Genomic DNA, 25,888 nt, shown 5'->3' with positions numbered 1-25,888 from the left:
AAAAGGCCGGGTTCCCCGGCCGGGAGCCGCATATGTCTTCTATGGCATTTTGCCTGCGATTCTCGTATAATACCAAGGAGGAGGTGAACCGGATGTCCGATGTATTGGAGCGTGTAAAACGCATCGTCGTCGACCGCTTGGGCGCAGACGAAGCTGAAGTTACACTTGAAGCATCTTTCAAAGAAGATTTGGGTGCTGATTCTTTGGATGTAGTGGAATTGGTCATGGAATTGGAAGATGAATTCGATTTGGAAATCTCTGATGAAGATGCAGAAAAAATTACGACCGTAGGTGAAGTTGTAAACTACATACAATCTCATACCTAAAGTCAATTCAGTCCCGCTCCTGTTTTCGAACAGGCGGGACTTCTCATCATTCATTGGTTTTTCACATCCCGCAGACAAGGTGCCTGCTGATCTTTGGAGAGGCGTCTTGCATTCGAGTCTGCGGATATTCCCACAAAATACTTGCGTAATGCAGTCGATATAGAGGTGAGTCGGTTGAAACAAAGAGTTGTAATTACCGGAATGGGCGTAATGACATCGCTCGGAAAAGATATAGAGACGTTCTGGGGCAGTTTAATGGCAGGAAAGTCCGGAATTTCTCAGATTGAGGCATTTGATGTTAGTGAATACACGACACAGATTGCAGCCGAGATCAAAGATTTCAACCCGGAAGAATATATGGATCGAAAAGACGCACGGAAGATGGATCGTTTTGTACAGTTCGCTGTGGCAGCTGGTTTCAAAGCTGTTGAAGATAGTGGTCTGAAAATCAACGAAAATATTGATGCAGAACGTTTTGGTGTATCAATTGGTTCTGGTATTGGTGGATTGGGAACTTGGGAAGATCAGCACAATGCGCTTTTGCAAAAAGGCCCTAAACGTGTGAGCCCGTTCTTTATTCCGATGATGATTTCGAATATGGCATCTGGACAGATGTCCATTTCACTTGGTGCCAAAGGACCGAACATCAACGTTGTTACCGCTTGTGCGACAGGAACACACTCCATTGGAGATTCGTTCAAGTTGATTGCCAATGGCGATGCAGATGCGATGATCTGCGGCGGTGCTGAAGCAACCATTAGGCCAACTGGACTTGCAGGTTTCTGCGCGATGCGTGCGATGTCTACACGTAATGACGATCCTACAAAGGCAAGCCGTCCTTTTGATACAGGTCGTGACGGATTTGTTATGGGTGAAGGTGCCGGAATTCTGATTCTGGAATCTCTGGAACATGCTCAGGCTCGTGGCGCACGAATCTACGGTGAAGTAATCGGTTACGGTCTGACAGGTGATGCACACCATATGACAGAACCAGATCCAGATGGAGCAGCACGTTGTATGACGATGGCGCTTCGCAATGCAGGCATTCAGCCGGAAGAAGTGGATTACATCAATGCACACGGAACTTCAACACCAGTAGGTGACCGTTCCGAAACGTTAGCCATCAAAAAGGCGTTTGGCGATCATGCGTACAAGCTTGCCGTAAGTTCCACCAAGTCCATGACAGGCCATATGCTTGGCGCTGCGGGTGGTGTAGAGGCAGTTATCTGCGGATTGTCCCTGACACATCAGACACTGGCTCCAACGATCAACCTGGAAGATCAGGACCCTGAATGTGATCTGGATTACGTGCCTAACGTTCCACGTCAAACCAAAGTGAATGTAGCAATGTCCAATTCATTTGGATTTGGCGGTCACAACGCTACCATTATTCTCAAAAAATTTGAAGCATAAGGGGCTAGTTCGTTTGAGTGAAGATCTGAAGCAGTTACAACAAAAACTTCAAATCAAATTTGACAACAGGCAGCTTCTAAAACAAGCGTTTACCCATGCTTCTTACGTAAACGAACACCGATTCAGTCAACATCAGGATAACGAACGTCTGGAGTTTCTGGGCGATGCTGTATTGGAGTTGACTGTATCGGAGTACTTGTATCATCTGTATCCTAACCGTCCGGAAGGAGAACTAACAAAGATGCGGGCATCCATTGTCTGTGAACCTTCCCTGGTCAAATTTGCTGAAGCGCTTAGTTTTGGACAATATGTACTTCTTGGAAAAGGTGAGGAGTTAACTGGAGGACGTACACGTCCAGCTCTTCTGGCGGATGTGTTCGAGTCATTTATAGGTGCATTATACCTGGATCAGGGTCTTGAACCTGTGCGAGCATTTCTGGATCAGCATGTGTTTCCGTTAATCGTTGTTGGCAGCAAGCTGCAAATGAGTGATTACAAAACAGAGTTGCAGGAACTCACACAGCATCACAATATGGGGGCTCTGGAGTACCGGATCGTCGAAGAGCGGGGACCAGCCCATGAACGTGAGTTTGTCTCGGAGGTCCATATGGGCCAAGAACGACTTGGCCGAGGTACAGGACGCTCCAAAAAAGAGGCGGAACAACAGGCAGCATCTGCGGCGCTTGAACGATTGAAGCTTCCGGAGGCCTGAATTGTACCAGGCAGCGCTTAGACAAACGAAGAGCAAAGAGCAGCCCGCGGGCCCGCCCCGGCGGAAGTAATCGGCCGGACTGCTTTTTGCTCTTTTTTTTGTAAAGAGACTCGGGAGGCATTATCGGATTTTTAACTAAGTGCTTAAAGTATTATTTGAAATTTGCAAGAGGAGGTGACGAGAAGCCCTATGTTTCTGAAACGAATAGAATTGGGTGGATTCAAGTCATTCGCCGACAAAACGGAAATGGAATTTGTTCGTGGCATTACAGCGGTTGTAGGTCCGAACGGAAGCGGTAAAAGTAATATATCCGATGGTATCCGCTGGGTACTCGGGGAGCAAAGTGCCAAGTCACTGCGTGGCGGTAAAATGGAAGATATTATTTTTGCAGGCAGTGATGCGCGTAAAGCTGTCAACTACGGAGAGGTTTCCCTTACACTGGACAATGAGGATCATGCACTCGCTTTGGATTTCGGTGAAGTAACCGTGACCCGTCGTGTTCATCGCAGCGGGGACAGTGAGTATTTTATCAATAAACAATCCTGTCGCTTGAAAGATATCACAGAACTGTTCATGGATACGGGGATCGGTAAAGAGGCTTACTCGATTATTGGACAAGGACGCATTGAGGAGATCTTGAGTACTCGTTCAGAGGATCGCCGTGGAATCTTTGAAGAGGCTTCAGGAATCGTTAAATATAAATCCCGCAAACGGGATGCAGCGCGCAAGCTGGATGAGACAGAGCAAAATCTGCTACGTATTCACGATCTTGTAACCGAACTGGAAGATCAGATTGGCCCGCTGAAAGAACAATCCGAGAAAGCCATGCATTACAAGCAACTTCGTTCCGAACTCAAATCGAAGGAAATTTCGATGTATGTGTATCAGATTGAACAGATTCATGCTTCCTGGAGCAAAGCGAGTGAACGCCTGGAGTTGCTAAAACACGAAGAAGTTGGATTGGCGGCGATTGTATCCACACATGATGCAAAGCTGGAGAATGATCGCAATGCACTGCGTCTGCTGGAAACGGAGACAGAAGAACTTCAGGCTGCTTTGTTGCAATTTAGTGAGGCAACAGAGAAAAGCGAAGGGCATGGAGAACTTCTTCGGGAACGTTCGCGTAATCTGCAAGCGAATCAGGAGCAACTGAGGGAAACGCTGGCGGTGAGCGAGCAGAGACATCAGGAACGTGAAGCTGAGCTGATTGCCTTGCGAGAGAAGTTTGGCAAGCTTGAACTGGAACTGGCTGATGTAAAAAATCGTTTGTCTGAAGAAGAAGCTAAGCTTATCGGTGTTACGGGTGGAATAAGTCAGCAGCAGGAGGAGAGCCTCAAAGGGAACTTGCTGGAACTGATGAATCAGATGGCGCAGGCACGAAACGAAATACGGTATGTGGACCAGCAAAAAGAAACGCTGGAGCGCAGAATGAACCGTGCATCAGAAGAATCCGGCAAATGGGAAGAACAGAAAGAGACGTTAGAAGGCCGTAAAGCAGAGATTCAGAAAAAAGTGGTTCGGTTAGGTAAGGAAATCAGTGAACTGCGTGGGGGTTATATTTCGGAAAGCGAACGGCTGCAGTCTTTGCAAAAACTCCTGGAAGAGAGCCGTGGTACTGTACGTAAATGGGAGCAAAAGCGCGAAGCACAAGTGTCCCGCCGGGATACGATGAAAGAAATGCAAGATGATTTTGACGGCTTCATGCTGGGCGTAAAAGAAGTGCTCAAAGCTTCTCGAAAGGGGACGCTAAACGGAGTACATGGTGCTGTGGCAGAACTCGTTAAAGTTCCCGAAAAGATCGAGCTTGCGGTAGAAACAGCGATGGGGGCTGCGCTACAGCATATCGTCATGGAGAACGAGGCCGTATCCAGACAGGCTATTGCTTTCTTGAAGCAACGTCAGTTGGGACGTGCAACCTTTCTTCCGCTGGACGTTATTCGTCCTCGTTCAATCGGTGCAGGTGAACGCTCGATGGTTGAGGGTATGGACGGTTTTGTTGGCATCGGTGCTGAACTTGTACAGTATGATTCAAGATATGCCTCGATCATCGGTAGCTTGCTCGGAAATGTCATCATTGCAGAAACGTTGGAGTTTGCGAATAAAATTGCGGCACGTTGTCAGTATCGTTTCCGTGTTGTAACCCTCGAAGGGGATGTCGTCAACGCTGGCGGTTCCATGACTGGCGGCAGTCAGCACAAAAAAAATGGCAGTCTGCTCAGCCGCAAGCGGCAACTGGATCAGCTGGATCAAGATATTGTGGATACCGAGCAGCAGATTGTGAAACTGCATCGCAGTGTGGAAGATGTCAAAGCTCAGCTGGAGCAGTGTCAGGACAAGCTGGATCAGCTACGTCAGTCTGGTGACGATACCCGAAATGCAGAGCAACAGGCCTCGATGGAGATGAAGCAGGTTGAGCATGAACTGCGCCATGTATTGGAGCAGGTCGCTGTGGCAGGTCAGGAAAAGAACGGCTTTACGGAAGAAATTAAGGAACTGGACAAATCCCGGGTTGAAGCGGAGAAAAAACTTGAGCAACTTGAGGAAGAGGAGAAAGCAACTCATCGCGCTATTCATGCAGCAGAGTTTGCCCGGAAGGCCAATGAGTCTGCAAAAGAAGAGTTGCAAACACAGCTGACCGAACTGAAAGTCCGGGAAGGTAAGCTGGATCAGGAACGCTTCTCAAATGAAGAGCAATTGCGGAGATTGGAGCGAGAGGTTGATTCACTAGTCAAAGATCTGCGACAGAATCGTACGTTGCTCGCTTCGATGGAAGCTGATTTTAAGAAAACACAGAGTGAAAGTGTAAAACAGATTGAAGATTTAAACGAGTACAAGCTTAAAAAGGCACAGGCATCTCAAGAATTGGACTTCAAACGTGCCGCGCGCAGTGAACTGTCGAAAAAGCTGGAGCTGGCCGAGAGTGAAACGAAGGAGCAGCGCACACAGCTCAAAGCGGTGGAAGAGCAGATGCGTCAGACTGAAATTTCCGTGAACCGTCTGGATGTTGAACTGGAAAATATTTTGCGTAAGCTGACAGATGAATATGAGTTAGGCTATGAGCTTGCCAAAGAACGTTATCCAGTGCCTGAAGATGTGGAGAGCACACAAGCTGAGGTACAGAAGTTAAAACGTGCAATATCGGCTCTTGGCGATGTGAATCTCGGTGCAATCGAAGAGTTCCAGCGGGTGAATGAGCGGTATGAGTTCCTGAACGAACAGAAGAATGATCTGGTGGAAGCCAAAACGACACTGTATCAGGTTATCAAGGAAATGGAAGATGAAATGGCGAAGCGTTTCAAATTTACATTTGACGCGATCCGTCGTGAATTTGGTACCGTCTTTACGAAGCTGTTTGGCGGTGGACGTGCTGATCTGGTTCTGATGGACCCTGAGCGACTCCTTGAAACAGGCATTGATATCGTAGCCCAGCCACCGGGTAAGAAACTGCAAAATCTGCAACTGTTGTCGGGGGGAGAACGGGCCTTAACGGCGATGGCGTTGCTCTTTGCCATTCTGCACGTGAAACCTGTGCCATTCTGCGTATTGGACGAAGTTGAGGCTGCCCTGGATGAGGCGAACGTCGTTCGTTTCGCCCAATACTTGCGTGAGTTCTCTGAACAAACCCAATTTATTGTGGTTACGCACCGGAAAGGCACGATGGAAGAGGCAGATGTCTTATACGGAGTTACGATGGAAGAGGGCGGAGTATCCAAGCTCGTTTCGGTTAAACTGGATGATGAGGAAGCAGACATCGCCTAATTGCATGGAGATTGCTGTGTGCTTCAAATAGGATTCATTTAATTTTACAAAATCATGACCATTTACGATTTAATTATCTACACGATGGAGGGGCTTTATGAGTTTCTTTAAAAAGCTACGGGACAGCATTGCAAGTAAAACGGAGTCGGTTACTAAACAGTTTAAGGATGGCCTGGAAAAGACACGCAAAGGGCTTGTGGAAAAAGTAACCGATCTGGTCATTCGCCGCAAAAAAATTGATGAGGAATTTTACGAGGAACTTGAAGAAATTCTGATCGGGGCAGACGTAGGCGTCAATACGGTCATGAATCTGATCGAAGACCTGCGCGCAGAAGTGAAGAAACGCAAAATTGAGGATGCGGCTGAGTTACAGCCTGTGTTGTCCGAGAAACTGACAGATTTGCTTCGTGGGGAACAAAACAATGAACTGAAAATGAATCTGGATGGCATTACGGTTATTTTGTTTGTTGGTGTGAACGGTGTTGGTAAAACAACGACGATTGGCAAGCTGGCTCACCGTTTCAAGCAGCAAGGGAAAAAAGTAATTATGGCCGCTGGAGATACGTTCCGCGCCGGAGCGATCGAGCAACTTGAAGTATGGGGACAGCGTGCAGGCGTTGATGTGATCAAACAGCAATCCGGTTCTGATCCGGCTGCTGTGATGTACGATGCGGTGCAGGCCGCGAAACAACGCGGAGCCGATGTGTTGTTATGTGATACGGCAGGCCGCTTGCAAAATAAAAGTAACCTGATGGACGAGCTGAACAAAATCTATCGTGTCATTCAGCGTGAGATTCCAAGTGCGCCGCATGAAGTGCTCATGGTGCTGGATGCGACGACGGGACAAAATGCGCTGAATCAGGCCAAACTTTTCGGAGAGAAAAGTGGAGTAACGGGTCTTGTGTTGACCAAGCTTGATGGAACAGCCAAAGGTGGTATTGTAGTGGCAATCCGTCAGGAGCTGGACCTGCCTGTGAAGCTCGTTGGTCTTGGGGAGAAAATTGATGATCTGCAGGAATTTGATTCTGAGCAATTTGTTCACGCGTTGTTCGCAGGATTAATTCAGGAGCAACCGGCAGAGAATGCCGAAGAAGAGAATACACAATCCTGATCTTGGGTCGTAAATGAATAATCATGTTCACCGTATTGCCGCTGCATCATGTGAGAGCTCACGTGTAATGTCATCGGCAATACGTGTATAATGAAAGGTAACTGATATTGTAATGGGTTAGAAAGGAAGGTTGATATGGCCAATACCTATACCTATTCCCGCCGTGAAGAGGTCGCCAATGCCGTGACACATGGAATCGGTGCTGCACTTAGTGTAGCTGCGTTAGTGTTGTTAATTGTATTTTCCAGTATGAAAGGCACGGCCTGGCATGTTGTTAGTTTTACAATTTATGGTATTACCATGCTGATGCTCTATACGAATTCAACGTTGGTGCACGCGCTCAAAGAGGGCAAGGCAAAAGACTTGTTTGAGTTTTTTGACCACTCTTCCATCTATCTGTTTATTGCAGGCACATATACGCCGTTTTTATTCGTCGCAGTTCGCGGAACGCTGGGCTGGACGCTATTCGGTGTCATCTGGGGCATTGCACTGGCCGGAGTGATCTTCAAAGCCTTTTTCACCAAGAAGTTTCTGTTTATGTCGACGATCTTCTATATTGCGATGGGGTGGCTGATCGTAATTGCTTGGCAACCGCTTGTGTCAGCAATTCCCACAGGGGGGATTGTACTATTGGTTGCAGGAGGCCTGATGTATACGCTGGGGACATTGTTCTATGTATGGAGAGGTTTCCCGTTTCACCACGCGATCTGGCATCTGTTTGTACTGGCAGGCAGTATTCTGCATTTCTTTGCGGTCTTAATCTATCTGACACCACTTCGTTAGAAGCGTTAAACGAATCGTCTCTTCTTTAGGGATGTTTCGTTTTTCTTTTTGGTTCTGGTTTGAAAGACTTCTAGTTTGCTTTATTGAATGGACAGAAAATGAGGCTTTATAACGCCTAAAGATGGCAGTTTTAAACTGTTCATGGCAGGCGTATCGTTTCTTTTTATTGTGACAAGTATTTTTGCTTGACATCCTGATTTGTTTTAGGTATTATTAGGAACGTTGCAAGAGTGTAAAGTGTTTTTCCTTGACGAAGGGAGTGCCCCGATATGAGTCAAGAAAATCGGCTTGAGAAAACAAACCGGATTAACTTGCTGTTTGCCTTTTACGAATCATTGTTGACAGAGAAGCAGCAAACATTTCTGAAATATTACTTTCATGATGATTTTTCACTTGGTGAAATTGCAGCCGAGTTTGAGATCAGCCGCCAGGCGGTATACGAACATATCAAGCGTGCTGAACAAGTGCTTGAAAACTATGAGAGCAAGCTTGGCTTGCTTGAGAAGTATGAAAGACGCAGCCGCTACCTTGAAGATTTACAACAAGCACTGGAACGCGCTGGCGTTACCGTGGATAACAACAAACCAATACACGATCTCGTTGCTTTGCTGGGAGAGTAACCATTGTTTTCAGTGAAGTAAGACGAATCAGTTTTAAAATGGAATTAAAGCATGAAGGAGGTGGGATCATGGCATTTGAAGGATTAACGACCCGATTGCAGAATGTGTTCAGCAAGCTGCGCGGCAAAGGCAAGGTGTCTGACGAAGACGTAGCCGAAGCGATGCGCGAAGTACGTCTGGCATTGCTTGAAGCGGATGTAAACTTCAAAGTGGTCAAGGAATTCATCGCCAAAGTGAAAGAGAAGGCTGTCGGCAAAGAAGTAATGGACAGCTTTACACCCGGAATGGTCATCATTGACATTGTTAACAAAGAATTAACAGAGTTAATGGGTGGAAGTCAAGCTAAGCTGGCGAAGTCGAATAAACCACCTACAGTGATCATGATGGTTGGTTTACAGGGTGCGGGTAAAACGACGACTTCCGGTAAACTGGCAAAAATGTTGCAAAAGCAAAATAGCAGACCTTTGCTGGTTGCAGGCGACATTTACCGTCCGGCTGCGATCAAGCAGTTACAAGTACTGGGAGAGCAGTTGAAGGCGCCAGTGTTCACCCTCGGTGATCAGACAAGCCCGGTGGAGATTGCTCGCCAAGGTTTGCAACACGCAAAAGATAACGGACATGATTATGTGATCGTGGATACAGCCGGACGTTTGCATGTTGATGAAGAACTGATGGAAGAGTTGCGTCAGATTCACAGTGTAGTGAACCCGGATGAAGTATTACTCGTTGTCGACAGTATGACAGGTCAGGATGCCGTTAATGTGGCGGAACACTTTAATCAGCAACTTGCTCTGACCGGGGTTGTACTGACCAAACTGGATGGCGATACACGTGGTGGTGCGGCACTGTCTGTTAAAGCAGTTACAGGTTGCCCGATCAAGTTTGCCTCTCTGGGGGAGAAGCTTGATGCACTGGAGCCATTCCATCCGGAACGTATGGCTTCACGTATTCTTGGTATGGGTGACATGTTGTCCTTGATTGAAAAGGCACAGTCCAATATCGATACCGAGAAAGCGAAGGAAATGGAACGCAAGATGCGGAATGCAGAATTCACGTTCGAGGATTTCCTGGAGCAGATGGATCAGGTGAAAAAGCTTGGACCAATTGACCAGATCATGGATATGATTCCGGGTATGGGCAAGATGAAACAAGCGAAGGACCTGAAGGTCGATGATAAACAGATGGGCCGAATCGAAGCGATTGTCTATTCAATGACAACGGAAGAGAAGCGTAACCCGGATATGATTAACCATAGCCGCCGGAAACGGATTGCTACCGGAAGTGGAACGTCACTCGCAGAGGTGAATCGTCTGATCAAGCAGTTTGATGAGATGCGCCGTATGATGAAGCAATTCTCGGATATGATGGGTCCTAAGGGTGGCAAGAATAAAGCAATGAAACAGTTGAAAGGTCTCGGTAAAGGAATGAAGTTTCCTTTCCGTTGATTGAACAGCCGTTTACATGAGAACCAGATTTCATTGAAGGAGGTGAATTTTCAAATGGCAGTTCGTATTCGTCTGAAACGTATGGGTGCTCACAAAGCTCCTTTCTACCGCGTAGTGGTATCGGATTCCCGTTCCCCACGTGACGGTCGTTTTATCGAGGAGATCGGTTACTACAACCCGGTTGAACAACCGGCTGTTGTTAAGATCGATGAAGATAAAGCATTGCAATGGCTTCAAAACGGTGCGCAAGCATCCGACACTGTCCGCAACTTGCTGAGCAAAGCGGGCGTGATGAAGAAATTCCACGAGTCCAAATTATCTAAATAAGGTGCTGATTCGGAGGGTCATCTATGGAAGAATTAGTAAGCATAATTGCTAAGGCTTTGGTCGATCATCCGGATGATGTGGCGGTTCGGACGATTGAGAAAGACCGGCTTGTCGTTTATGAGTTGACGGTGCATCCCGACGATGTCGGAAAGGTGATCGGAAAACAGGGACGAATCGCAAAATCTCTTCGCACGGTCGTCACATCAGCAGCAGTTAAGATGGATAAACGGGTTACCGTTGATATCATATCTTAAAGATATACGAAAGGGGGTTAGGATGCATGTCCTAGCCCCTTTTCGTGCATGCTGAACTTTATATGTTAGATTAGATATTAAATTGAAATTTTTTTTGGTATGCATGACATCGAAAGCAGTGTAGGGGACGGAATCGATTCTGGAGAAGCGTTAGCGTTCGCCTTTATCACCTCATTTTCACCTTTAAATTATAAATTCAAAAAATGAGGGGGTAACAGCGATCGGAAGAACGAACCGTCGCCGGAACGGCTGTACGAGAGTTGAAATACCTGTTTATTTTGATTGAATTTCGTAGGAGGATTGTATGGCAGAGTTTATGAATGTAGGGAAAGTTGTGAATACGCATGGAATTCGTGGAGAGTTAAAGATCATGCCTTTGACTGATTTTCCAGAAGTACGTTTCGCCAAAAATGCTGAATTGTTTTTGTTTACTCCGGATAATCATCCGGTGCCAGTTACAGTGGAATCTGCGCGTCTGCATAAAAATATGTATATCGTTCGTCTGAAAGAATACGGCAACATTAACGAAGTGGAGAAGTTCAAGGGGGGGATAGCGAAAGTATCCAAAGAAAACCTTGCTGAACTTGAAGAAGGGGAGTATTACTTCCATCAAATCGTAGGATGCACTGTCATTACGGAAGAGGGAGAGTCACTCGGGACGATTTCGGAGATTCTGACCCCAGGTGCGAATGATGTGTGGGTAGTCAAAACACCGGCGGGAAAAGAAGTGCTAATTCCGGTGATTGACGATGTTGTTCTGGATGTGGATGTAGAGCAGAAGCAGGTCAAGATTCACCTGATGGAAGGACTGCTGTAACATGAAGGTGGATGTATTAACGTTATTCCCGGAAATGTTCGATGGTGTGTTTGGCACAAGCATTCTGGGTAAAGCGCAGGCCAAAGGGCTTGTCTCGCTTGGGGCGACCAATTTCCGAAATTACGCAACCAATAAACATAACACTGTGGATGACGCACCATATGGCGGCGGTGGAGGTATGGTGCTCAAACCTGATCCGATTTTTGCTGCTGTAGAGGATGTTTTGCAACAGCGCGGAGAAGCTGCCGCCACAATGAAAGCGCCCCGGATTATTTTGATGTGTCCGCAAGGTGAGACATTTACACAGAAAAAGGCAGAAGAACTGGTTCAAGAAGATCATCTGATCTTTATCTGCGGTCATTATGAGGGATATGATGAACGAATCCGCGAGTTTCTGGTGACGGATGAACTATCTATTGGTGACTATGTTCTGACTGGCGGAGAACTACCTGCTATGGTGGCCATTGATAGCATTGTACGGCTGATTCCGGGGGTGCTCGGTAACGAGACAAGTGCAGTGACGGATTCATTCAGTACGGGGTTGCTGGAGTATCCTCACTATACTCGCCCGCCTGAATTTAGAGGCATGAAAGTGCCGGATATGCTCTTGTCTGGACACCATCTGAATATCGAGGCTTGGCGTAGAGAACAATCGCTGATTCGTACGTTGGAGCGCAGACCTGAACTGTTGGAGTCGGCAGATCTGACGGAGAAGGAACGGAGATGGCTGGAGCAATACCGGGCTGAACAAGATAAGAGATAGGTAAAGATAAAGCCGAGTGGACAGCTTAGACTGCATCCATCGGCTTTTTTGATTTAATCAAGGCAGAATTGAATTATTCGTTTGAAAGTATTACTAATCTAGAACCGCTCACTGAGTATATTGGAACCCGTTTGTAGCAGGGTAGGGAGATCGGTATCATTTGTAACGGTTAAGCGAGGTAAAACCATGGGTGAATCCCCAGGGTGAACAAATCCGGGTCTAACCGTGAATCCCATGCGATATCCATGCTGATGGAGTTTGTAAATCATTTGTTCACTGAAATATCCATAAGGGTAGGCGATATATGGCGTATTGATACCGATATGTTTGATCTGCTCAATATCGTGATCCAGCAGGCTGGTATCCAGCGTAACGGGCAGATCGTCTCCACATACCATATATCCTTTGTGATGCAGGTTAAAGGTGTGGCTATTATACTCAAATACATCGCTTCCTGCGGCCATCTCTTGCTTGGAGATATCGCTTTTTTTACTAGGGTTAAAAGCGACTGGTGTGGACTGAATCCGGCTACCTATGACAAAAAGGGAAGCATGGAAATGATATTTTTTGAGTATGGGATAAGCCAGCGTATAATTGTTTTGATATCCGTCATCAAAGGTAATGACAAATGATTTCTCAGGTAGCGAGATTTCACCGTTAACGTATTGTTCAAGCTGAGACAGAGTAACGGTTCGGTACCCATTTTCGTGTAAATATTTCATATTCTGCTCGAACACATCCAGGTCAATGATGGATTTATTCTTTGGCTCGTGATTGTATACTTTTGGTGTAACATAATGATACATGAGAACAGGAACTTTTGTAGCCGTGCCTTGTTTGATAACAAAGTTAGAGCGATCCAGCTTGGAATGCAGCGAAAAGTCCGAGTGAGTTAATGTGAAGAATTTACGTTGTACGATATTCCAAGACGAGCAGGCCTTGTGGGATAACGCGTTGGTGGGATGATTAACAGCATAAGCGTATAATGTAACGGTGCATGTGAGCATGGCAAGTGAGGCTAGCAATAATTTTCTGATGTGTTTCATGTCTCTCCTGGTTCTCCTTTAGAATTCATCTATTTCTTAAAATTCGTTACGCTGCTCGTGTAATGAGCTTTTAAGTATATGATAGACGATCTTCTATGTCGGAAAGTTACATTATTTTATCCACGAGAGTGGTTGACTTTTTAAAAACGGACCAAAACTTTTCACCTATTTACTAATTAAGAGAAGAAATGGATACGAGAATTGCGAACTATGGGCTGTTAATAAAAAACACAGATGGATGTAAGACGATCTATTATAAATTTGGTTATTTAGCTTGTGTTTTAATGTGCCACGTGATACAATAATTCTGTTATGTGGAATACGGCGGTCCTCTATGGATAATGAAAGAGACAAGGTGATCTCTGGAAGAAGTATGAACGCCTGTACGGAAGGAGGGAGTCATAGATGAATATCGTTCAAGCGATTACACAAGAACAACTTCGCAAAGATATTCCGAGTTTTCGTCCTGGTGACACTTTGAAAGTGCACGTTAAGGTAATCGAGGGAACTCGTGAGCGTATCCAATTGTTCGAAGGTGTTGTGATTAAACGCCGTGGTGGTGGAATCAGTGAGACTTTTACAGTTCGTAAAATTTCTTACGGTGTAGGTGTGGAAAGAGCTTTCCCGCTTCATTCCCCTAAAATCGATAGAATCGAAGTGGCTCGCCGTGGTAAAGTGCGTCGTGCGAAGCTTTATTATCTTCGTGAACTACGCGGTAAAGCAGCGAGAATTAAAGAAATTCGTTAATATAACGGATACCGGGAAGGGCTTGGAGACAAGCCCTTTTCGTTTTTGTCCGGGAAAAGTTGAACCGGAGGTACACTTCCGAGTAAAATGGTATGGCGGATATGCGGCGTAAAGTCCGGGAGGATTGTGACATCAGTTATCCAAGGCATTTGAATTGTGGTTCAATGTACGGTTGTAATGCTTGGCTGCAAGAATTACATAACTGAGTTGAATAATTTGTTTTCTCTAGTTTTATATAGGGAGGAAGCAAAAAGCTGAATGTATACTGCTATAATCATGTACTGTGAAGAGAGGAAGATCTTGAATGGAACAAGAAGTTCAACAGGACCAGAGCTTACCTGCGGAAGAAAAAAATAATCGATCCAAAAAAGCGAAAAATGAAATAGTCGAGTGGCTGAAGGCCATTGTCATTGCACTCGTGCTGGTTATTCTGATTCGCTGGTTACTTTTTAAACCATTTGTGGTGGACGGGCCATCCATGCAACCGAATTTCTCGACAGGAGAACGTGTCATTGTCAATGAGATACTGTACGATATCCGCGAGCCAAAACGTGGTGAAGTGATCGTCTTCCATGTACCTTCCGAAGGACGGGATTTCATCAAACGTGTTATCGCAGTTGCGGGAGATACGGTTCAGGTTCAGGGAGACACCGTAACGGTAAATGGACAAAAGGTTAATGAGACCTACATCCAAGGTGCTATTGATGCGGCTGAAGCGAGTGGTGGAACGTATAACGTGAAGGATTTCCCGAACGAACAGTTCCCAGACGGCAAGGTGCCAGCGGGTCATGTGTTTGTTATGGGGGATAATCGACCAAACAGTACAGATAGCCGAATGATCGGTTATGTATCGCTGAAAGATATTATTGGCCGTGCTGATGTTATTTTCTGGCCTATTGGAGAAATTAAGTGGATTAACCACTAAAAAACTTAAAGTATGTATTAAATGAGGTGAAGACAAGGTGACGATACAATGGTTTCCAGGTCATATGACCCGAGCCAGACGCCAGATTCAGGACAAGTTGAAGCTCATTGACGTGGTCATCGAACTATTGGATGCCCGTCTGCCTGTCTCCAGCCGTAATCCGATGATTGACGAGATTTTGATGGATAAACCCCGCATGATTTTGCTCAATAAGTCGGATTTGGCGGATGCCAAAGTGACGCAAGAGTGGATTGAGTATTTTAAAAAAGAAGGCATTACAGCGTTCCCTGTGGATGCTTCAACAGGTACCAATGTCAAAGATATTCCTGCTCAGGCAAGACTTCTTCTAAAGGAGAAGATTGATCGTCAACTGGCTAAAGGCATTAATCCCCGAGCTGTTCGGGGCTTGATTGTCGGTATTCCTAACGTAGGTAAATCCACATTAATCAATCGTTTGGCTGGACGGAGCATTGCTGCAACTGGAGATCGCCCAGGTGTAACTAAAGGTCAGCAGTGGATTAAAGTAGGCAAGGAAATGGAACTGCTGGACACCCCAGGTATTCTGTGGCCGAAATTTGAAGATCAAAATGTGGGTTACCGACTTGCTGTGACGGGTGCGATCAAAGAAGAAATCCTGAATGCAGAAGATATCGCATTTTTCGGAATCAGTTATCTGATGCGTTATTATTGGGATGCGCTGGAAGAGAGATATGGTCTTCAGGAGTTCTCCAAAGATGCGGACGATTCGGACAGTGTTATTGCCATTATGGAGCAGGTTGGCCGAATTCGCGGTTGTGTCATCAGTGGTGGACGGATTGATCTGGAGAAAGCATCACGAGCGTTTCTGCGCGAATTACGAGCAGGCAAGATGGGGCGTTTCTCCATGGAAGCTCCTTACTGATCGAAAATATCCTTACAAGAGCCGAAAGAAGCGGCCGTTACCGGATTACCGGGAACGGCCTTTTTGTGTTTTGAAGGCTAAGGGGATATAAAGCTAGTATGAATATGGTAAAAAAATGAAGTTAAGTGTGCTTGGTGGAATTGTTTGTTCTGTATAGGAGGTGTCCTGAAATCATGCTATGATAAATGATGTTGAAAATTTGCAGAACATCAGTTTGTATGTATTCAATTTAACGCTAGAACAACCGATAAATGAAGACATCAGGATATTTTTTAAAATCATACTTTTAACACGAAACATTGTGCAGGAATACGATTAATCAGAACAAATATGCGATAGCCTACGTCTAATTAATTATATACATTACATGGGATTACACAGCTACATGAAACATGGGTGAGGAGATGAACAGAATGACAGCAAACCATGAAATGCCGGAGCTTGCATTGCCAGAACTGCAACGCAAACCGAAGAAAAAGAAAAAAGAAACTAGCGAACCTCGGGATCTTTTGGTGTATGAGCGGGAGTATTGGGGTAGCGGGTTTGAATATATCGCAGGAATTGATGAAGTGGGTCGAGGATGTTTGTTTGGTGATGTGGTTGCGGCGGCCGTGATCTTGCCTCAAGGGCTTATTTTGGAAGGGGTCAATGATTCTAAAAAGTTGTCAGAAAAGAAACGTGATACGTTATATGACATCATTATGGAGAACGCGCTGGCTGTAGGTGTAGGATATGCAGATGCGGAAACGATTGATCGTCTTAATATTAAACAGGCCGCCAGACTGGCCATGAAACGTGCGGTAGAGGCACTTGATGTAACACCTCATTACATGCTGGTGGACGCGGAAAAGGTGGATTTGAATATACCGCAGTTATCTATTATTAAAGGGGATGCAAATAGCCAATCGATCGCAGCGGCTTCTATTGTGGCCAAGGTAACGAGAGATCGGCTGTGCAAGGAAGAATGGGATACGTTATACCCGGAATATGGTCTGCCCGTACATAAAGGCTATGCAACTCAATTTCATCGGGAACAGATTATGGCACTCGGCGCAACACCGATGCATCGGCGGAGCTTTCTCGGTAATTTATTAGGTGAGCAGCATACGTTGTTTTAATTGAAAGGGAACGGAAAGGAGGGAGAACGAGTTGAATATCAGCTCTATGATTCGTGGTTTAATGGGAGACAGTAAGCCCGGAAACGCCAAGCCGCTCGAATTAAAAGAAGGTCAGGTCGTTCGTGGATCTGTCGTCAGTGTATCGGATGATGGTGGAGAGGCTGTGCTCCAGATTCAAGGGGTGCAGGTGCGTGCCAAACTGGAGACACCGCTCCGTCCGGGTGAGACGACGCTTCTGCAGGTTCAACCTCCAGGTGAAAACGGCATAACGGTAATGAAACCTGTTGCTGGCTCGCTTGCAGAACTGCCGCAGGCTTCACTGAATAACTTGTTGCAAGAGGTAGGTTTGGCGGATACCAAAGACAACCGTGAATTGTTACTTGCTATGCAACGCAGTGGGCTTCCGCTGACCAAGGATAACGTAGCCATGGTGCAAAACATGATGGTAGCCAAACCTGCACAGGTGCCTGTGGAGGAATGGGTACAGGCGGCGGGCATTGCTTTTCAGAGGGGCCTGCCTGTTACGGCCGAAACGGTGAAAGGTTTACATCAAACTGTATTTGGGCCTCCTTTGCATCAGTTGTTAAGTGGTCTTGCGGATCAACTGGAGTCGTTTTTGTCTCAAACGGTGGCAGGTAAGCCGTTTCCTGGCGGCGAAGCAGCAGCAGGCTTAAAAGCGGGGGCGTCCACAGGACAGGCGGGAGCTTCTGGGACTTTTACTAATGTTGCTGTCCAGCCAGAAGAGGGAGCGCCAGCGGTAAATGTGAGCAGGCCAGGAGTCGTAATACCCGTAGCCTCTCCTGTAGCGTCACAGCCGAATCAGGTTCAGACCACTCCAGCGGCGGGTGCAGGAGTGACTACAGATGCTGCTGAAGGTGCGGCATCAGATCAGGGGCAACAAGCCAAAGGTAACGTGCCGCTGAATGCAGGCCAGGCGAATGGTGGACAGACAGCAGGAGCTGAGACTGCTGCGAAGAGTGTTTCCAGCCAAACGGAAACGGCTGGCAAAGGGAATGCAGGTATTCCGGCGGGTACCGGAATACCTGGAGAAGGCCCGCCGCGTATTGCGGATGCGGGCCAAGTTGCGAGCCGCCCGGGTACACCTGGGGCGGCGGATGCGGCGGCTGGCCGTGCAAGTGCGGGCCAGCCGGAAGGTGCGGCCGTGCGTGCAGACGGCCGCACAGACACGCCTGCTGTTGCGGCGACACCTGCCGCAGCAGGGCAGGCCGCGCCAGCAGCGCCTACGCCAGCACAGCTGGCGCCAAAGCTGCTGGCGCTGCTGGACGCGCTGCGCGGCGCGTCCACTGCCGCACCGGCACAGCCGGGTGCGGCAACACAAGCCGCCCCTGCTGCGCAGCAGGGCGGCCAAGTGGCTGCGGCTGCCGCAGGCTCGCCGCAGCCCTTGCCAGCCGGCGCTGATGCGCAGCCGGCTGGTAGTGTTGCCGCCGCTCCCGCAGGTGCGGCGGCAGTGCATACGCCCGTCACCCACGGGGGAGACCCGTGGGTGGGGCGCGTGCTGAAGCTGCTCGGTGCAGAGCACGAGCAGCAGGCCGTTCACGGCGCGGCGATGCAGCCGCGCGTGGGCGAGGGAGCGAGTCCGGCGAACACGGACTCGCTCAAGGGTTTGCTGCTGCAGTTGGCCAGCAGCGACAGTGCCCCGGCGGCGCTGAAAGATGCCGCCAATCAAGCCATACAATACCTGACAGGTCAGCAACTATTGCTCACAACCGATCGCGGTGCAGCGTTTGCGCAAATGCATTGGTTTATCCCCATCACAGGTCCGGACGGTGAACAGACGGCCTCTGTGCAGATTCAATCACGCCGCGGTCAGCGCGGGGAATTGGATGCTTCGAATTGCCGTCTGCTGTTTGACTTGGATATGAGAAGTTTGGGACATACCCTTGTCGATGTACATGTGGTCAATAACATTGTCAGTTTGCGTGTACTTAATGATCGGGAAGAAATGGGAGCTTTGTTGGAGAGTGGACGTGAAATCATTCATCAATCGCTCGACAAGCTTGGATATCAGTTATTGACCTTCCGGACAGAACCTTGGCCAGCAGGGCAGGAGCTCGGGATGGAGCGGAAGATGACTGCTGCAGATTATAGCCCTGAGCGATACAAAGGGGTGGATTTCAAGGTATGAAAGAGGAATTACCACAGCCGGAGCTTTTATCCAAAAAAGCAGTTGCATTAAAATATGTCCCGGGAGAAAGTGAAGCACCTGTTGTCGTAGCCAAAGGCCGCGGCAAAGTGGCTGAAGCCATACTGGACAAAGCTAAGGAAAACGGCGTACCCGTACAGGAAGACGCAGCTTTAGTTGAAGTGCTCTCCAAGCTGGATCTGGATGAACAGATCCCGACAGAATTGTATCAGTTGGTAGCAGAAGTGCTTACCTATGTTTATCGAGCCGATCGGCTTGCCTCAGGCCGAAGTGATAACGAATCATGGTAGAACAGGGATCTGGCCAGAAACCTAGTGGCAAGTTGACCCGTCAGCAGAAGGGAAAGATTGGCGAAGAGGAAGCTTGCCGCTGGTTAGTGAACCAGGGTTATTCTATCCTCCAGCGAAACTGGCGTTGTCGTAGCGGAGAAGTCGATATTATCGCAGTACGTGAAGATTTGTTAATATTTGTTGAAGTGCGAAGCCGAAGTTCCAATTCAGGATTCGGAACTCCACAAGAGTCTGTCGATCAGCGCAAAATGCAACAGGTTCGTTCAACGGCTGGAGTCTACATCCAAATGAGCGGAGAACATACTCGTCAAATTCGATTTGATGTTATTGCGGTGATGATGAACCATTTTGGCAAGATCATGTCCATAAATCATCTAGAAAATGCATTTTAGCTTGGAGTTAGTTGATAAAAAGGATGAGCATTTAGACGAGTATAATGTCTATAGTTCATCTTTTTCTATTTGATCCGGAACTCTCTCTTATCTGCTGTCCTTTGAATCTGGCTAACAGAGAGGTGTATAATGAAATTGCAACCTGGTGTGTACCATTTGGAGAGGGAGGCATGACCCATGAGTAAAACGACGAAGACAATCAACGAAGTCCGCCATGCGATCGAGAATCGCCGCACCGTCAAAAAATTCAAGAAAGATCCTGTTCCAACGGAGCAAATCATCGATTTGCTGGATACAGCCGTTTGGGCACCTAACCATAAATTGCGTGAGCCGTGGAGATTTGTGTTGTTCAATGGCAAAGGACGTAAAAAGCTCGCAGAGGCCATTGAAGCTGAGATGGGTGAGGATAACAAGTTTTCGGGGAGTGTACAACAGGTGCCTGCTATTTTGCTTGTTGTGCTGGAGGAAGATCCGAGACAAGCGATTTGGGATGAGGATTTCGCCGCAGTCAGCGCCATGGTTCAGAACTTTATGCTTGCAGCATGGAGCGAAAATATAGGCACGTTTTGGGTGACCAAACCTTTTTTATATGCACCTAAATTTCGGAAGCCACTAGGTATCAAGGCAGGAGAAAAAATTATTGGAATGATCTATATGGGATACCCCGAGGTCATTCCATCAGCGAAAGAGCGTACACCTGCCAAGGAGAAGCTAACGTTATTTGAATAAAAGAACTTCATTCGAGACCACATACATGTGGTCTTTTTTATATGATCATTTTCAAATAGTGTTTTGTCATAAACCAAATTCCTGTCACTGTTTGATGTTCCCACAATATCTCCTCCGATAAGCTTTTTTTGAAAAGAGACATTCATTTATCTTATGATTTAAGTGTAACCGCCAATTCAATTTTTGGATGTGCTTATGATGCCAACCAGGCCGTATAGGTACTCTTCATTAACATGTAAGCAGAGTTCAAATACGGCTTTTGTTTAGCAACTGAATATCCGTATTAAAATAAACTCAAGTCTAACTGCCGATATTGTATTGCTTCCGCGACATGGGCAGTCACAATCTCACCTTCATGATCCAAGTCAGCAATAGTTTGTGCCATTTTCATAATTCGGTCATGGGCACGCATACTCAGGTTCAACGTCTGTATCGTTTGATCCAATAAATGCTCTGCTTCACGAGGTAGATGGATTGTCTTCCGTAAAAATGTGCCAGAGAGCTGACTGTTCCAGCGCACTGAACGGTTCGTGTACCGTTTGGCCTGAATGGCATGGGCAGCCATCACTTTGGACTGCATCTCGACAGATGAAGGAGAAGTGCCAGCCATACGCCAATCTCCTGGTGGGGGAACTTCGACTTGGAGATCAATACGATCCAGCAGTGGGCCCGAAATTTTGGCCCTGTATGCTGCAACGCGAGCCGGACTGCAGATACAACGCTGGTCCTCCGCCTGAGCTGACAGATATCCGCAGGGACAGGGATTCATCGAACAGGCCAGCATAAATTGTGCAGGAAATGTGAACGCAGCTCTTGCCCTACTGATTGTAACCGTCTGATCTTCAAGCGGCTGTCTTAGTACTTCAAGAACCTGACGCTGAAACTCTGGTAGTTCATCCAGAAACAGAATTCCGCGATGGGCTAGACTGACCTCGCCTGGCTTTGGAATGCCGCCACCTCCAATCAAGCCGGAGGTGGATATCGTATGATGAGGTGACCGGAAGGGTCTGTCTGCAATCAGTCCTTGAGGAGCTTCTTTTAGATGTCCCGCCGCACTTAACACTTTAGTTACTTCGAGTGCTTCTTCTTCCGATAAAGGGGGTAAAATCGTCGGTAATCGTTTAATCAGCATCGTTTTGCCTGTACCAGGTGGGCCAACCAGCATGATATTATGCATGCCCGCAGCGGCAATCATAAGTGCACGCTTGACATGATGCTGTCCAAGTACATCACTATAGTCTTCATGTGGATAAGAGAGAAGTTCTCTACCATGAATGGACCGTGCACTGGAAGGTCCAGAGATATGAAGGTGACTGTAGTCTTTTAAAATAATTGGCCCCGCACTCGTTGTTCCCCCTGAAGTGTTGCCATTTAAACCTTGGGATGTAAGGGTATGACCAGGAGCAAGGTCCTTCAGATGTTGAAGCCCATAGATCCCGATTCCACGAATCAAACGCGCCTCCTCCACGTTCTCATAAGGGAGCAGAACCGAAGTAAAGCCTTGCCTTTTGGCTAGATCAACCATCGACAATATTCCGGGAACGGGCCGGATTGAACCATCCAGTGCCAGTTCCCCGAGAACTAAAGTGCGTTCCTGCGGGGGAAGAACAAGTTGACCGCTGGTTGTAAGTAAAGCAATGGCAATAGCAAGATCAAAGGAGGAACCTTCCTTACGCAGATCAGCTGGGGCCAGATTAATCGTAATTCGTTGCAAAGGATACTGATATCCACAGTTTTTAATCGCCGCCCGAACGCGTTCCACAGCTTCTCTGACCGCCGAATCCGGTAGTCCGATAATTGAAGTCAGAGGCAACCCATTAGATAAATCCGTTTCAACTTCAATTAATACACCGTCAATTCCATAGAGACACGAGCTATACAACTTTCCATACATAACAAAGAAACACCTCACTCGAATGTTGGGCTACGCGCAGGGCGAGCCAGTCTCGAATTAAGGTGCTTCCTCAGCTTCTACTAGCATTTTATATAAAAGGAATCAGAGCGTCAACCCGGTGTGAATTGAACTGCAATGAGTTTGTCTGAATCCTGAATTGTTCTGGTGATTGTTCTGATGATCCTCCCTGAAGTAGATTATTCGTCCTATTGATCACCTGTAATTATATTTTATACAACTAAATTTAACATGATTAAATAGCAATGTAAAATAATTTGTGCTCAATTATTCTTTTTTTAATCTATTTTGTGATAAGATAGTAATGGGGAACTCAATTTCGCCGCTAATACAGGTGAAGCAGGATGATTAACCCATGAGATATGCAATTTAAAGTACATTAGGCAGGTGAGATAGCTAACATGCAGACAGACCGTTTAAAGCTGGATAATCAATTATGCTTCGCCATATACGCTTGTTCACGTGAAATTACAAAATTGTACCAGCCCTATCTGGAAGTGCTTGGTGTAACGTACTCTCAATATTTGGTATTAATGGTATTGTGGGAGCGGCAGGAATGTACCGTTAAGGAAATTGGTGAAGCTCTGTACCTCGACTCAGGTACGCTGACGCCTCTTCTCAAACGGTTGCAATCAGCCGGGTTCATCCATCGTGAGCGCTCTGCACAAGACGAGCGTAAAGTGTTGATTACACTAACCGATGCGGGACGTGAACTTAAGAATAAGGCATTATCCATACCTGAAGCCATTCAGGGAGATGCTTGCTTGAACAGCACAGAGTTTGAAGCGCTGCTTGGACAGTTTAAGGGCTTGCTCGAGAAAGTTCATGAAACGAATATAAATGCCGCTAAAAAATAATAATAAAAGTCTCGATGTGATGAAAACCTTAGCCTAATCGGTTGAGGTTTTTTCCATATATATCCAAGCATTCACAAAAAGGGATCATATCCATATCAAAATGCTGTCTATTAACCATTACTTTTTTAAGGAAAGCGTTTTAAAAACATGTTACAATGAATTGGGTTTAAGTGAAAATAGTCAACATATGTCTTTTGTTCGTCTACCAGCCCGCCTTGTTGCAGTCATGTTGATAGGAGGATTCGAGAATGAATATCCATGAATATCAAGGAAAAGAAGTACTGAAACAGTATGGAGTTACCGTTCCAAACGGAAAGGTTGCTTATACAGTCGATGAAGCGGTTGCGGCCGCAGAGGCACTGGGCAGTCCGGTGACTGTAGTTAAAGCGCAAATTCACGCAGGGGGTCGGGGTAAAGCCGGCGGCGTGAAAGTAGCAAAAAGCACAGAGGAAGTTCGTGCCTATGCATCCGAAATTTTGGGCAAAGTATTAGTAACCCATCAGACAGGACCAGAAGGTAAAGAAGTAAAACGTCTTTTGATTGAAGAAGGATGCGATATCCGCAAAGAGTATTATGTGGGTGTTGTTGTCGATCGTGCTACAGGACGTGTAGTCATGATGGCTTCCGAAGAAGGCGGAACAGAGATCGAAGAAGTAGCTGAAGCTACACCTGAGAAAATTTTCAAAGAGGTAGTTGACCCTGCGATCGGGTTGCAAGTGTTCCAGGCACGCAAACTGGCTTACAGCATTAACATTCCGAATGAACTCGTGAATAAAGCTGTGAAGTTCATGCTTGCGTTGTACAAGGCATTTGTCGAAAAAGATTGCTCTATTGCCGAGATCAACCCACTGGTTGTTACCGGAGATGGAAACGTTATCGCGCTGGATGCAAAGCTGAACTTTGACTCCAACGCTCTCTTCCGTCACAAGGATATTCAAGAACTTCGTGACTTGGATGAGGAAGATGAAAAAGAAATCGAAGCTTCCAAATACGACCTCAGCTACATAGCGCTTGACGGCAACATTGGCTGTATGGTTAACGGTGCGGGACTTGCGATGGCTACGATGGACATCATCAAATATTACGGTGGAGACCCGGCCAACTTCCTTGATGTTGGGGGCGGTGCAACAACAGAGAAAGTTACGGAAGCATTCAAGATCATTCTGTCTGATGCCAAAGTAGCCGGTATCTTTGTTAACATCTTTGGTGGTATCATGCGTTGTGATGTCATTGCCAACGGTGTTGTTGAAGCAGCGAAGCAGCTTGGCCTGACCAAACCGCTGGTTGTTCGTCTTGAAGGAACTAACGTGGAACTGGGCAAACGTATTTTGGGTGAATCCGGCCTGAATATCGTTCCTGCTGATTCCATGGCCGATGGAGCACAGAAAATTGTTGCCCTCGTAAAATAGGTTCATTCCTTCGTACCGGAGCTGTCCGGGAATTGAAAAATAACCGTAAGGATGTGAAGCAACGTGAGTATTTTGATCGATAAAAATACAAAAGTCATTACGCAAGGCATTACGGGTTCAACGGGAATGTTCCACACGAAGGGCGCATTGGACTACGGAACCCAAATGGTAGGCGGTGTTACGCCAGGTAAAGGCGGAACCAATGTTGACATCACGCTGGAAGACGGTTCAGTAGTCAGCTTGCCGGTATTCAACACGGTGCAGGAAGCGAAGGAGGCTACTGGCGCAACAGCGAGCGTCATCTATGTTCCTCCAGCATTTGCAGCGGATTCCATTATGGAAGCTGTAGATGCGGAACTGGATTTGGTCATCTGTATTACTGAAGGTATTCCGGTACTGGATATGGTCAAAGTAGACCGTTTCATGGACGGAAAAAATACAGTATTGATTGGGCCTAACTGTCCAGGTGTGATCACACCGGGCGAGTGTAAGATCGGCATTATGCCTGGATACATTCATATGCCAGGACATGTTGGTGTCGTTTCACGTAGTGGAACACTGACGTATGAGGCTGTTCATCAGCTCACAACTCGTGGTATTGGCCAATCTTCTGCGGTAGGTATCGGAGGAGACCCGGTTAAGGGCTCCGAGTTCATCGATATCTTGAAACGTTTCAATGAAGATCCACAGACACATGCTGTCATCATGATTGGTGAGATCGGTGGTACTGCGGAAGAGGATGCAGCAGAATGGGTAGCGGCTAACATGACTAAACCGGTGGTAGGATTCATCGGTGGTGTTACAGCGCCTCCAGGCAAACGTATGGGTCATGCGGGTGCGATTATCTCTGGCGGTAAGGGTACAGCCAAAGAGAAAATTGCGAAGCTGGAATCATGCGGTATTAAAGTTGCTCCGACACCAGCGGAAATGGGCTCCACTTTGGTAAGTGTGCTCGAAGAACGCGGTATTTTGAATTTGTGCACGACACATTAATCCTATTCCGTTATAATAGAAGAAACAGCACGGAAATGATTCATTTTCGGAGCCGTTGATTCATGAGACGGTAAA

Annotated in this window: 25 protein-coding genes; 23 read left to right on the top strand and 2 right to left on the bottom strand. The window is 46.8% G+C overall.

Features of this window, described 5'->3' with window-relative positions:
• Positions 1-92 precede the first annotated feature (92 nt).
• The 12 genes from acpP (at position 93) to trmD (ending at position 12,330) form a co-directional block, all read left to right on the top strand.
• On the top strand, positions 93-326 hold the full coding sequence (gene acpP / locus BLQ13_RS22400) for an acyl carrier protein (protein WP_024630176.1): 234 nt from the start codon (positions 93-95) through the stop codon (positions 324-326).
• 174 nt (positions 327-500) lie between these two features.
• Positions 501-1,739, top strand: coding sequence for a beta-ketoacyl-ACP synthase II (gene fabF / locus BLQ13_RS22395; protein ID WP_090923902.1), 1,239 nt, complete (start codon positions 501-503; stop codon positions 1,737-1,739).
• A gap of 13 nt (positions 1,740-1,752) precedes the next feature.
• Complete coding sequence (gene rnc / locus BLQ13_RS22390) at positions 1,753-2,451, top strand: ribonuclease III (RefSeq protein ID WP_090923901.1); 699 nt, start codon at positions 1,753-1,755, stop codon at positions 2,449-2,451.
• 189 nt (positions 2,452-2,640) lie between these two features.
• Entirely contained in the window at positions 2,641-6,210 is a 3,570-nt protein-coding gene (gene smc, locus BLQ13_RS22385; protein WP_090923900.1) for a chromosome segregation protein SMC, read from the top strand.
• A gap of 97 nt (positions 6,211-6,307) precedes the next feature.
• The gene (gene ftsY, locus BLQ13_RS22380; RefSeq protein WP_090923899.1) at positions 6,308-7,321 is read left to right on the top strand and encodes a signal recognition particle-docking protein FtsY; all 1,014 of its coding nucleotides are present in this window, start codon (positions 6,308-6,310) and stop codon (positions 7,319-7,321) included.
• Between the two features lie 135 nt (positions 7,322-7,456).
• Positions 7,457-8,104 carry a PAQR family membrane homeostasis protein TrhA gene (gene trhA, locus BLQ13_RS22375; RefSeq protein ID WP_090923898.1) on the top strand — a complete coding sequence of 216 codons (648 nt, stop codon included), beginning with the start codon at positions 7,457-7,459 and terminating at the stop codon, positions 8,102-8,104.
• Between the two features lie 269 nt (positions 8,105-8,373).
• Positions 8,374-8,724 (top strand): putative DNA-binding protein, encoded by a 351-nt coding sequence (locus BLQ13_RS22370; RefSeq protein ID WP_090923897.1) that lies wholly within the window; start codon positions 8,374-8,376, stop codon positions 8,722-8,724.
• 68 nt (positions 8,725-8,792) lie between these two features.
• On the top strand, positions 8,793-10,169 hold the full coding sequence (gene ffh / locus BLQ13_RS22365; protein WP_090923896.1) for a signal recognition particle protein: 1,377 nt from the start codon (positions 8,793-8,795) through the stop codon (positions 10,167-10,169).
• Between the two features lie 54 nt (positions 10,170-10,223).
• The gene (rpsP, locus tag BLQ13_RS22360) at positions 10,224-10,496 is read left to right on the top strand and encodes a 30S ribosomal protein S16 (protein WP_056700527.1); all 273 of its coding nucleotides are present in this window, start codon (positions 10,224-10,226) and stop codon (positions 10,494-10,496) included.
• A 23-nt stretch (positions 10,497-10,519) separates the two neighbouring features.
• Positions 10,520-10,750, top strand: coding sequence for a KH domain-containing protein (locus BLQ13_RS22355; protein WP_090923895.1), 231 nt, complete (start codon positions 10,520-10,522; stop codon positions 10,748-10,750).
• A 304-nt stretch (positions 10,751-11,054) separates the two neighbouring features.
• Positions 11,055-11,567, top strand: a complete 513-nt coding sequence (gene rimM, locus BLQ13_RS22350) for a ribosome maturation factor RimM (RefSeq protein WP_090923894.1) — start codon at positions 11,055-11,057, stop codon at positions 11,565-11,567.
• 1 nt (position 11,568) lies between these two features.
• On the top strand, positions 11,569-12,330 hold the full coding sequence (gene trmD / locus BLQ13_RS22345; protein WP_090923893.1) for a tRNA (guanosine(37)-N1)-methyltransferase TrmD: 762 nt from the start codon (positions 11,569-11,571) through the stop codon (positions 12,328-12,330).
• Positions 12,331-12,428: 98 nt separating this feature from the next.
• Here the strand turns inward: trmD and BLQ13_RS22340 are convergent, their stop codons facing one another.
• On the bottom strand, positions 12,429-13,376 hold the full coding sequence (locus BLQ13_RS22340) for a polysaccharide deacetylase family protein (RefSeq protein ID WP_167375817.1): 948 nt from the start codon (positions 13,374-13,376) through the stop codon (positions 12,429-12,431).
• Positions 13,377-13,781: 405 nt separating this feature from the next.
• Here BLQ13_RS22340 and rplS point away from each other — a divergent pair, with 405 nt between their 5' ends.
• From rplS to BLQ13_RS22300, 8 genes are all read left to right on the top strand, one after another.
• Positions 13,782-14,123: a 50S ribosomal protein L19 gene (rplS, locus tag BLQ13_RS22335; RefSeq protein WP_024630190.1), complete on the top strand. Its 342-nt coding sequence runs from the start codon at positions 13,782-13,784 to the stop codon at positions 14,121-14,123.
• Between the two features lie 304 nt (positions 14,124-14,427).
• Positions 14,428-15,048 (top strand): signal peptidase I, encoded by a 621-nt coding sequence (gene lepB / locus BLQ13_RS22330; protein ID WP_090923892.1) that lies wholly within the window; start codon positions 14,428-14,430, stop codon positions 15,046-15,048.
• Positions 15,049-15,085: 37 nt separating this feature from the next.
• Positions 15,086-15,949 carry a ribosome biogenesis GTPase YlqF gene (gene ylqF, locus BLQ13_RS22325; protein WP_090923891.1) on the top strand — a complete coding sequence of 288 codons (864 nt, stop codon included), beginning with the start codon at positions 15,086-15,088 and terminating at the stop codon, positions 15,947-15,949.
• A gap of 413 nt (positions 15,950-16,362) precedes the next feature.
• The gene (locus tag BLQ13_RS22320) at positions 16,363-17,067 is read left to right on the top strand and encodes a ribonuclease HII (RefSeq protein WP_244159417.1); all 705 of its coding nucleotides are present in this window, start codon (positions 16,363-16,365) and stop codon (positions 17,065-17,067) included.
• Positions 17,068-17,098: 31 nt separating this feature from the next.
• A complete protein-coding gene (locus BLQ13_RS22315; RefSeq protein WP_090923890.1) occupies positions 17,099-19,213 on the top strand; it encodes a hypothetical protein in 2,115 nt (704 codons plus the stop codon).
• The gene (locus BLQ13_RS22310; protein ID WP_090923889.1) at positions 19,210-19,521 is read left to right on the top strand and encodes an EscU/YscU/HrcU family type III secretion system export apparatus switch protein; all 312 of its coding nucleotides are present in this window, start codon (positions 19,210-19,212) and stop codon (positions 19,519-19,521) included. The genes BLQ13_RS22315 and BLQ13_RS22310 overlap by 4 nt, the downstream gene beginning before the upstream one ends.
• Entirely contained in the window at positions 19,515-19,913 is a 399-nt protein-coding gene (locus BLQ13_RS22305; RefSeq protein WP_090923888.1) for a YraN family protein, read from the top strand. The genes BLQ13_RS22310 and BLQ13_RS22305 overlap by 7 nt, the downstream gene beginning before the upstream one ends.
• 177 nt (positions 19,914-20,090) lie before the next feature.
• Positions 20,091-20,642: a nitroreductase family protein gene (locus tag BLQ13_RS22300; protein ID WP_090923887.1), complete on the top strand. Its 552-nt coding sequence runs from the start codon at positions 20,091-20,093 to the stop codon at positions 20,640-20,642.
• Positions 20,643-20,925: 283 nt separating this feature from the next.
• Here the strand turns inward: BLQ13_RS22300 and BLQ13_RS22295 are convergent, their stop codons facing one another.
• Positions 20,926-22,536 carry a YifB family Mg chelatase-like AAA ATPase gene (locus BLQ13_RS22295; protein WP_090923886.1) on the bottom strand — a complete coding sequence of 537 codons (1,611 nt, stop codon included), beginning with the start codon at positions 22,534-22,536 and terminating at the stop codon, positions 20,926-20,928.
• 419 nt (positions 22,537-22,955) lie between these two features.
• Between BLQ13_RS22295 and BLQ13_RS22290 the strand changes: the two genes are divergently transcribed.
• The 3 genes from BLQ13_RS22290 (at position 22,956) to sucD (ending at position 25,813) form a co-directional block, all read left to right on the top strand.
• Complete coding sequence (locus BLQ13_RS22290) at positions 22,956-23,411, top strand: MarR family winged helix-turn-helix transcriptional regulator (protein WP_090923885.1); 456 nt, start codon at positions 22,956-22,958, stop codon at positions 23,409-23,411.
• Positions 23,412-23,659: 248 nt separating this feature from the next.
• Complete coding sequence (gene sucC / locus BLQ13_RS22285; RefSeq protein ID WP_090923884.1) at positions 23,660-24,820, top strand: ADP-forming succinate--CoA ligase subunit beta; 1,161 nt, start codon at positions 23,660-23,662, stop codon at positions 24,818-24,820.
• 63 nt (positions 24,821-24,883) lie between these two features.
• Positions 24,884-25,813, top strand: a complete 930-nt coding sequence (gene sucD / locus BLQ13_RS22280) for a succinate--CoA ligase subunit alpha (RefSeq protein WP_090923883.1) — start codon at positions 24,884-24,886, stop codon at positions 25,811-25,813.
• Positions 25,814-25,888: the final 75 nt, after the last annotated feature.

This window comes from Paenibacillus polysaccharolyticus (assembly GCF_900102085.1).
GTDB classification, from domain to species: domain Bacteria; phylum Bacillota; class Bacilli; order Paenibacillales; family Paenibacillaceae; genus Paenibacillus; species Paenibacillus polysaccharolyticus.
This window is presented reverse-complemented; position numbering and strand designations above follow the sequence as displayed.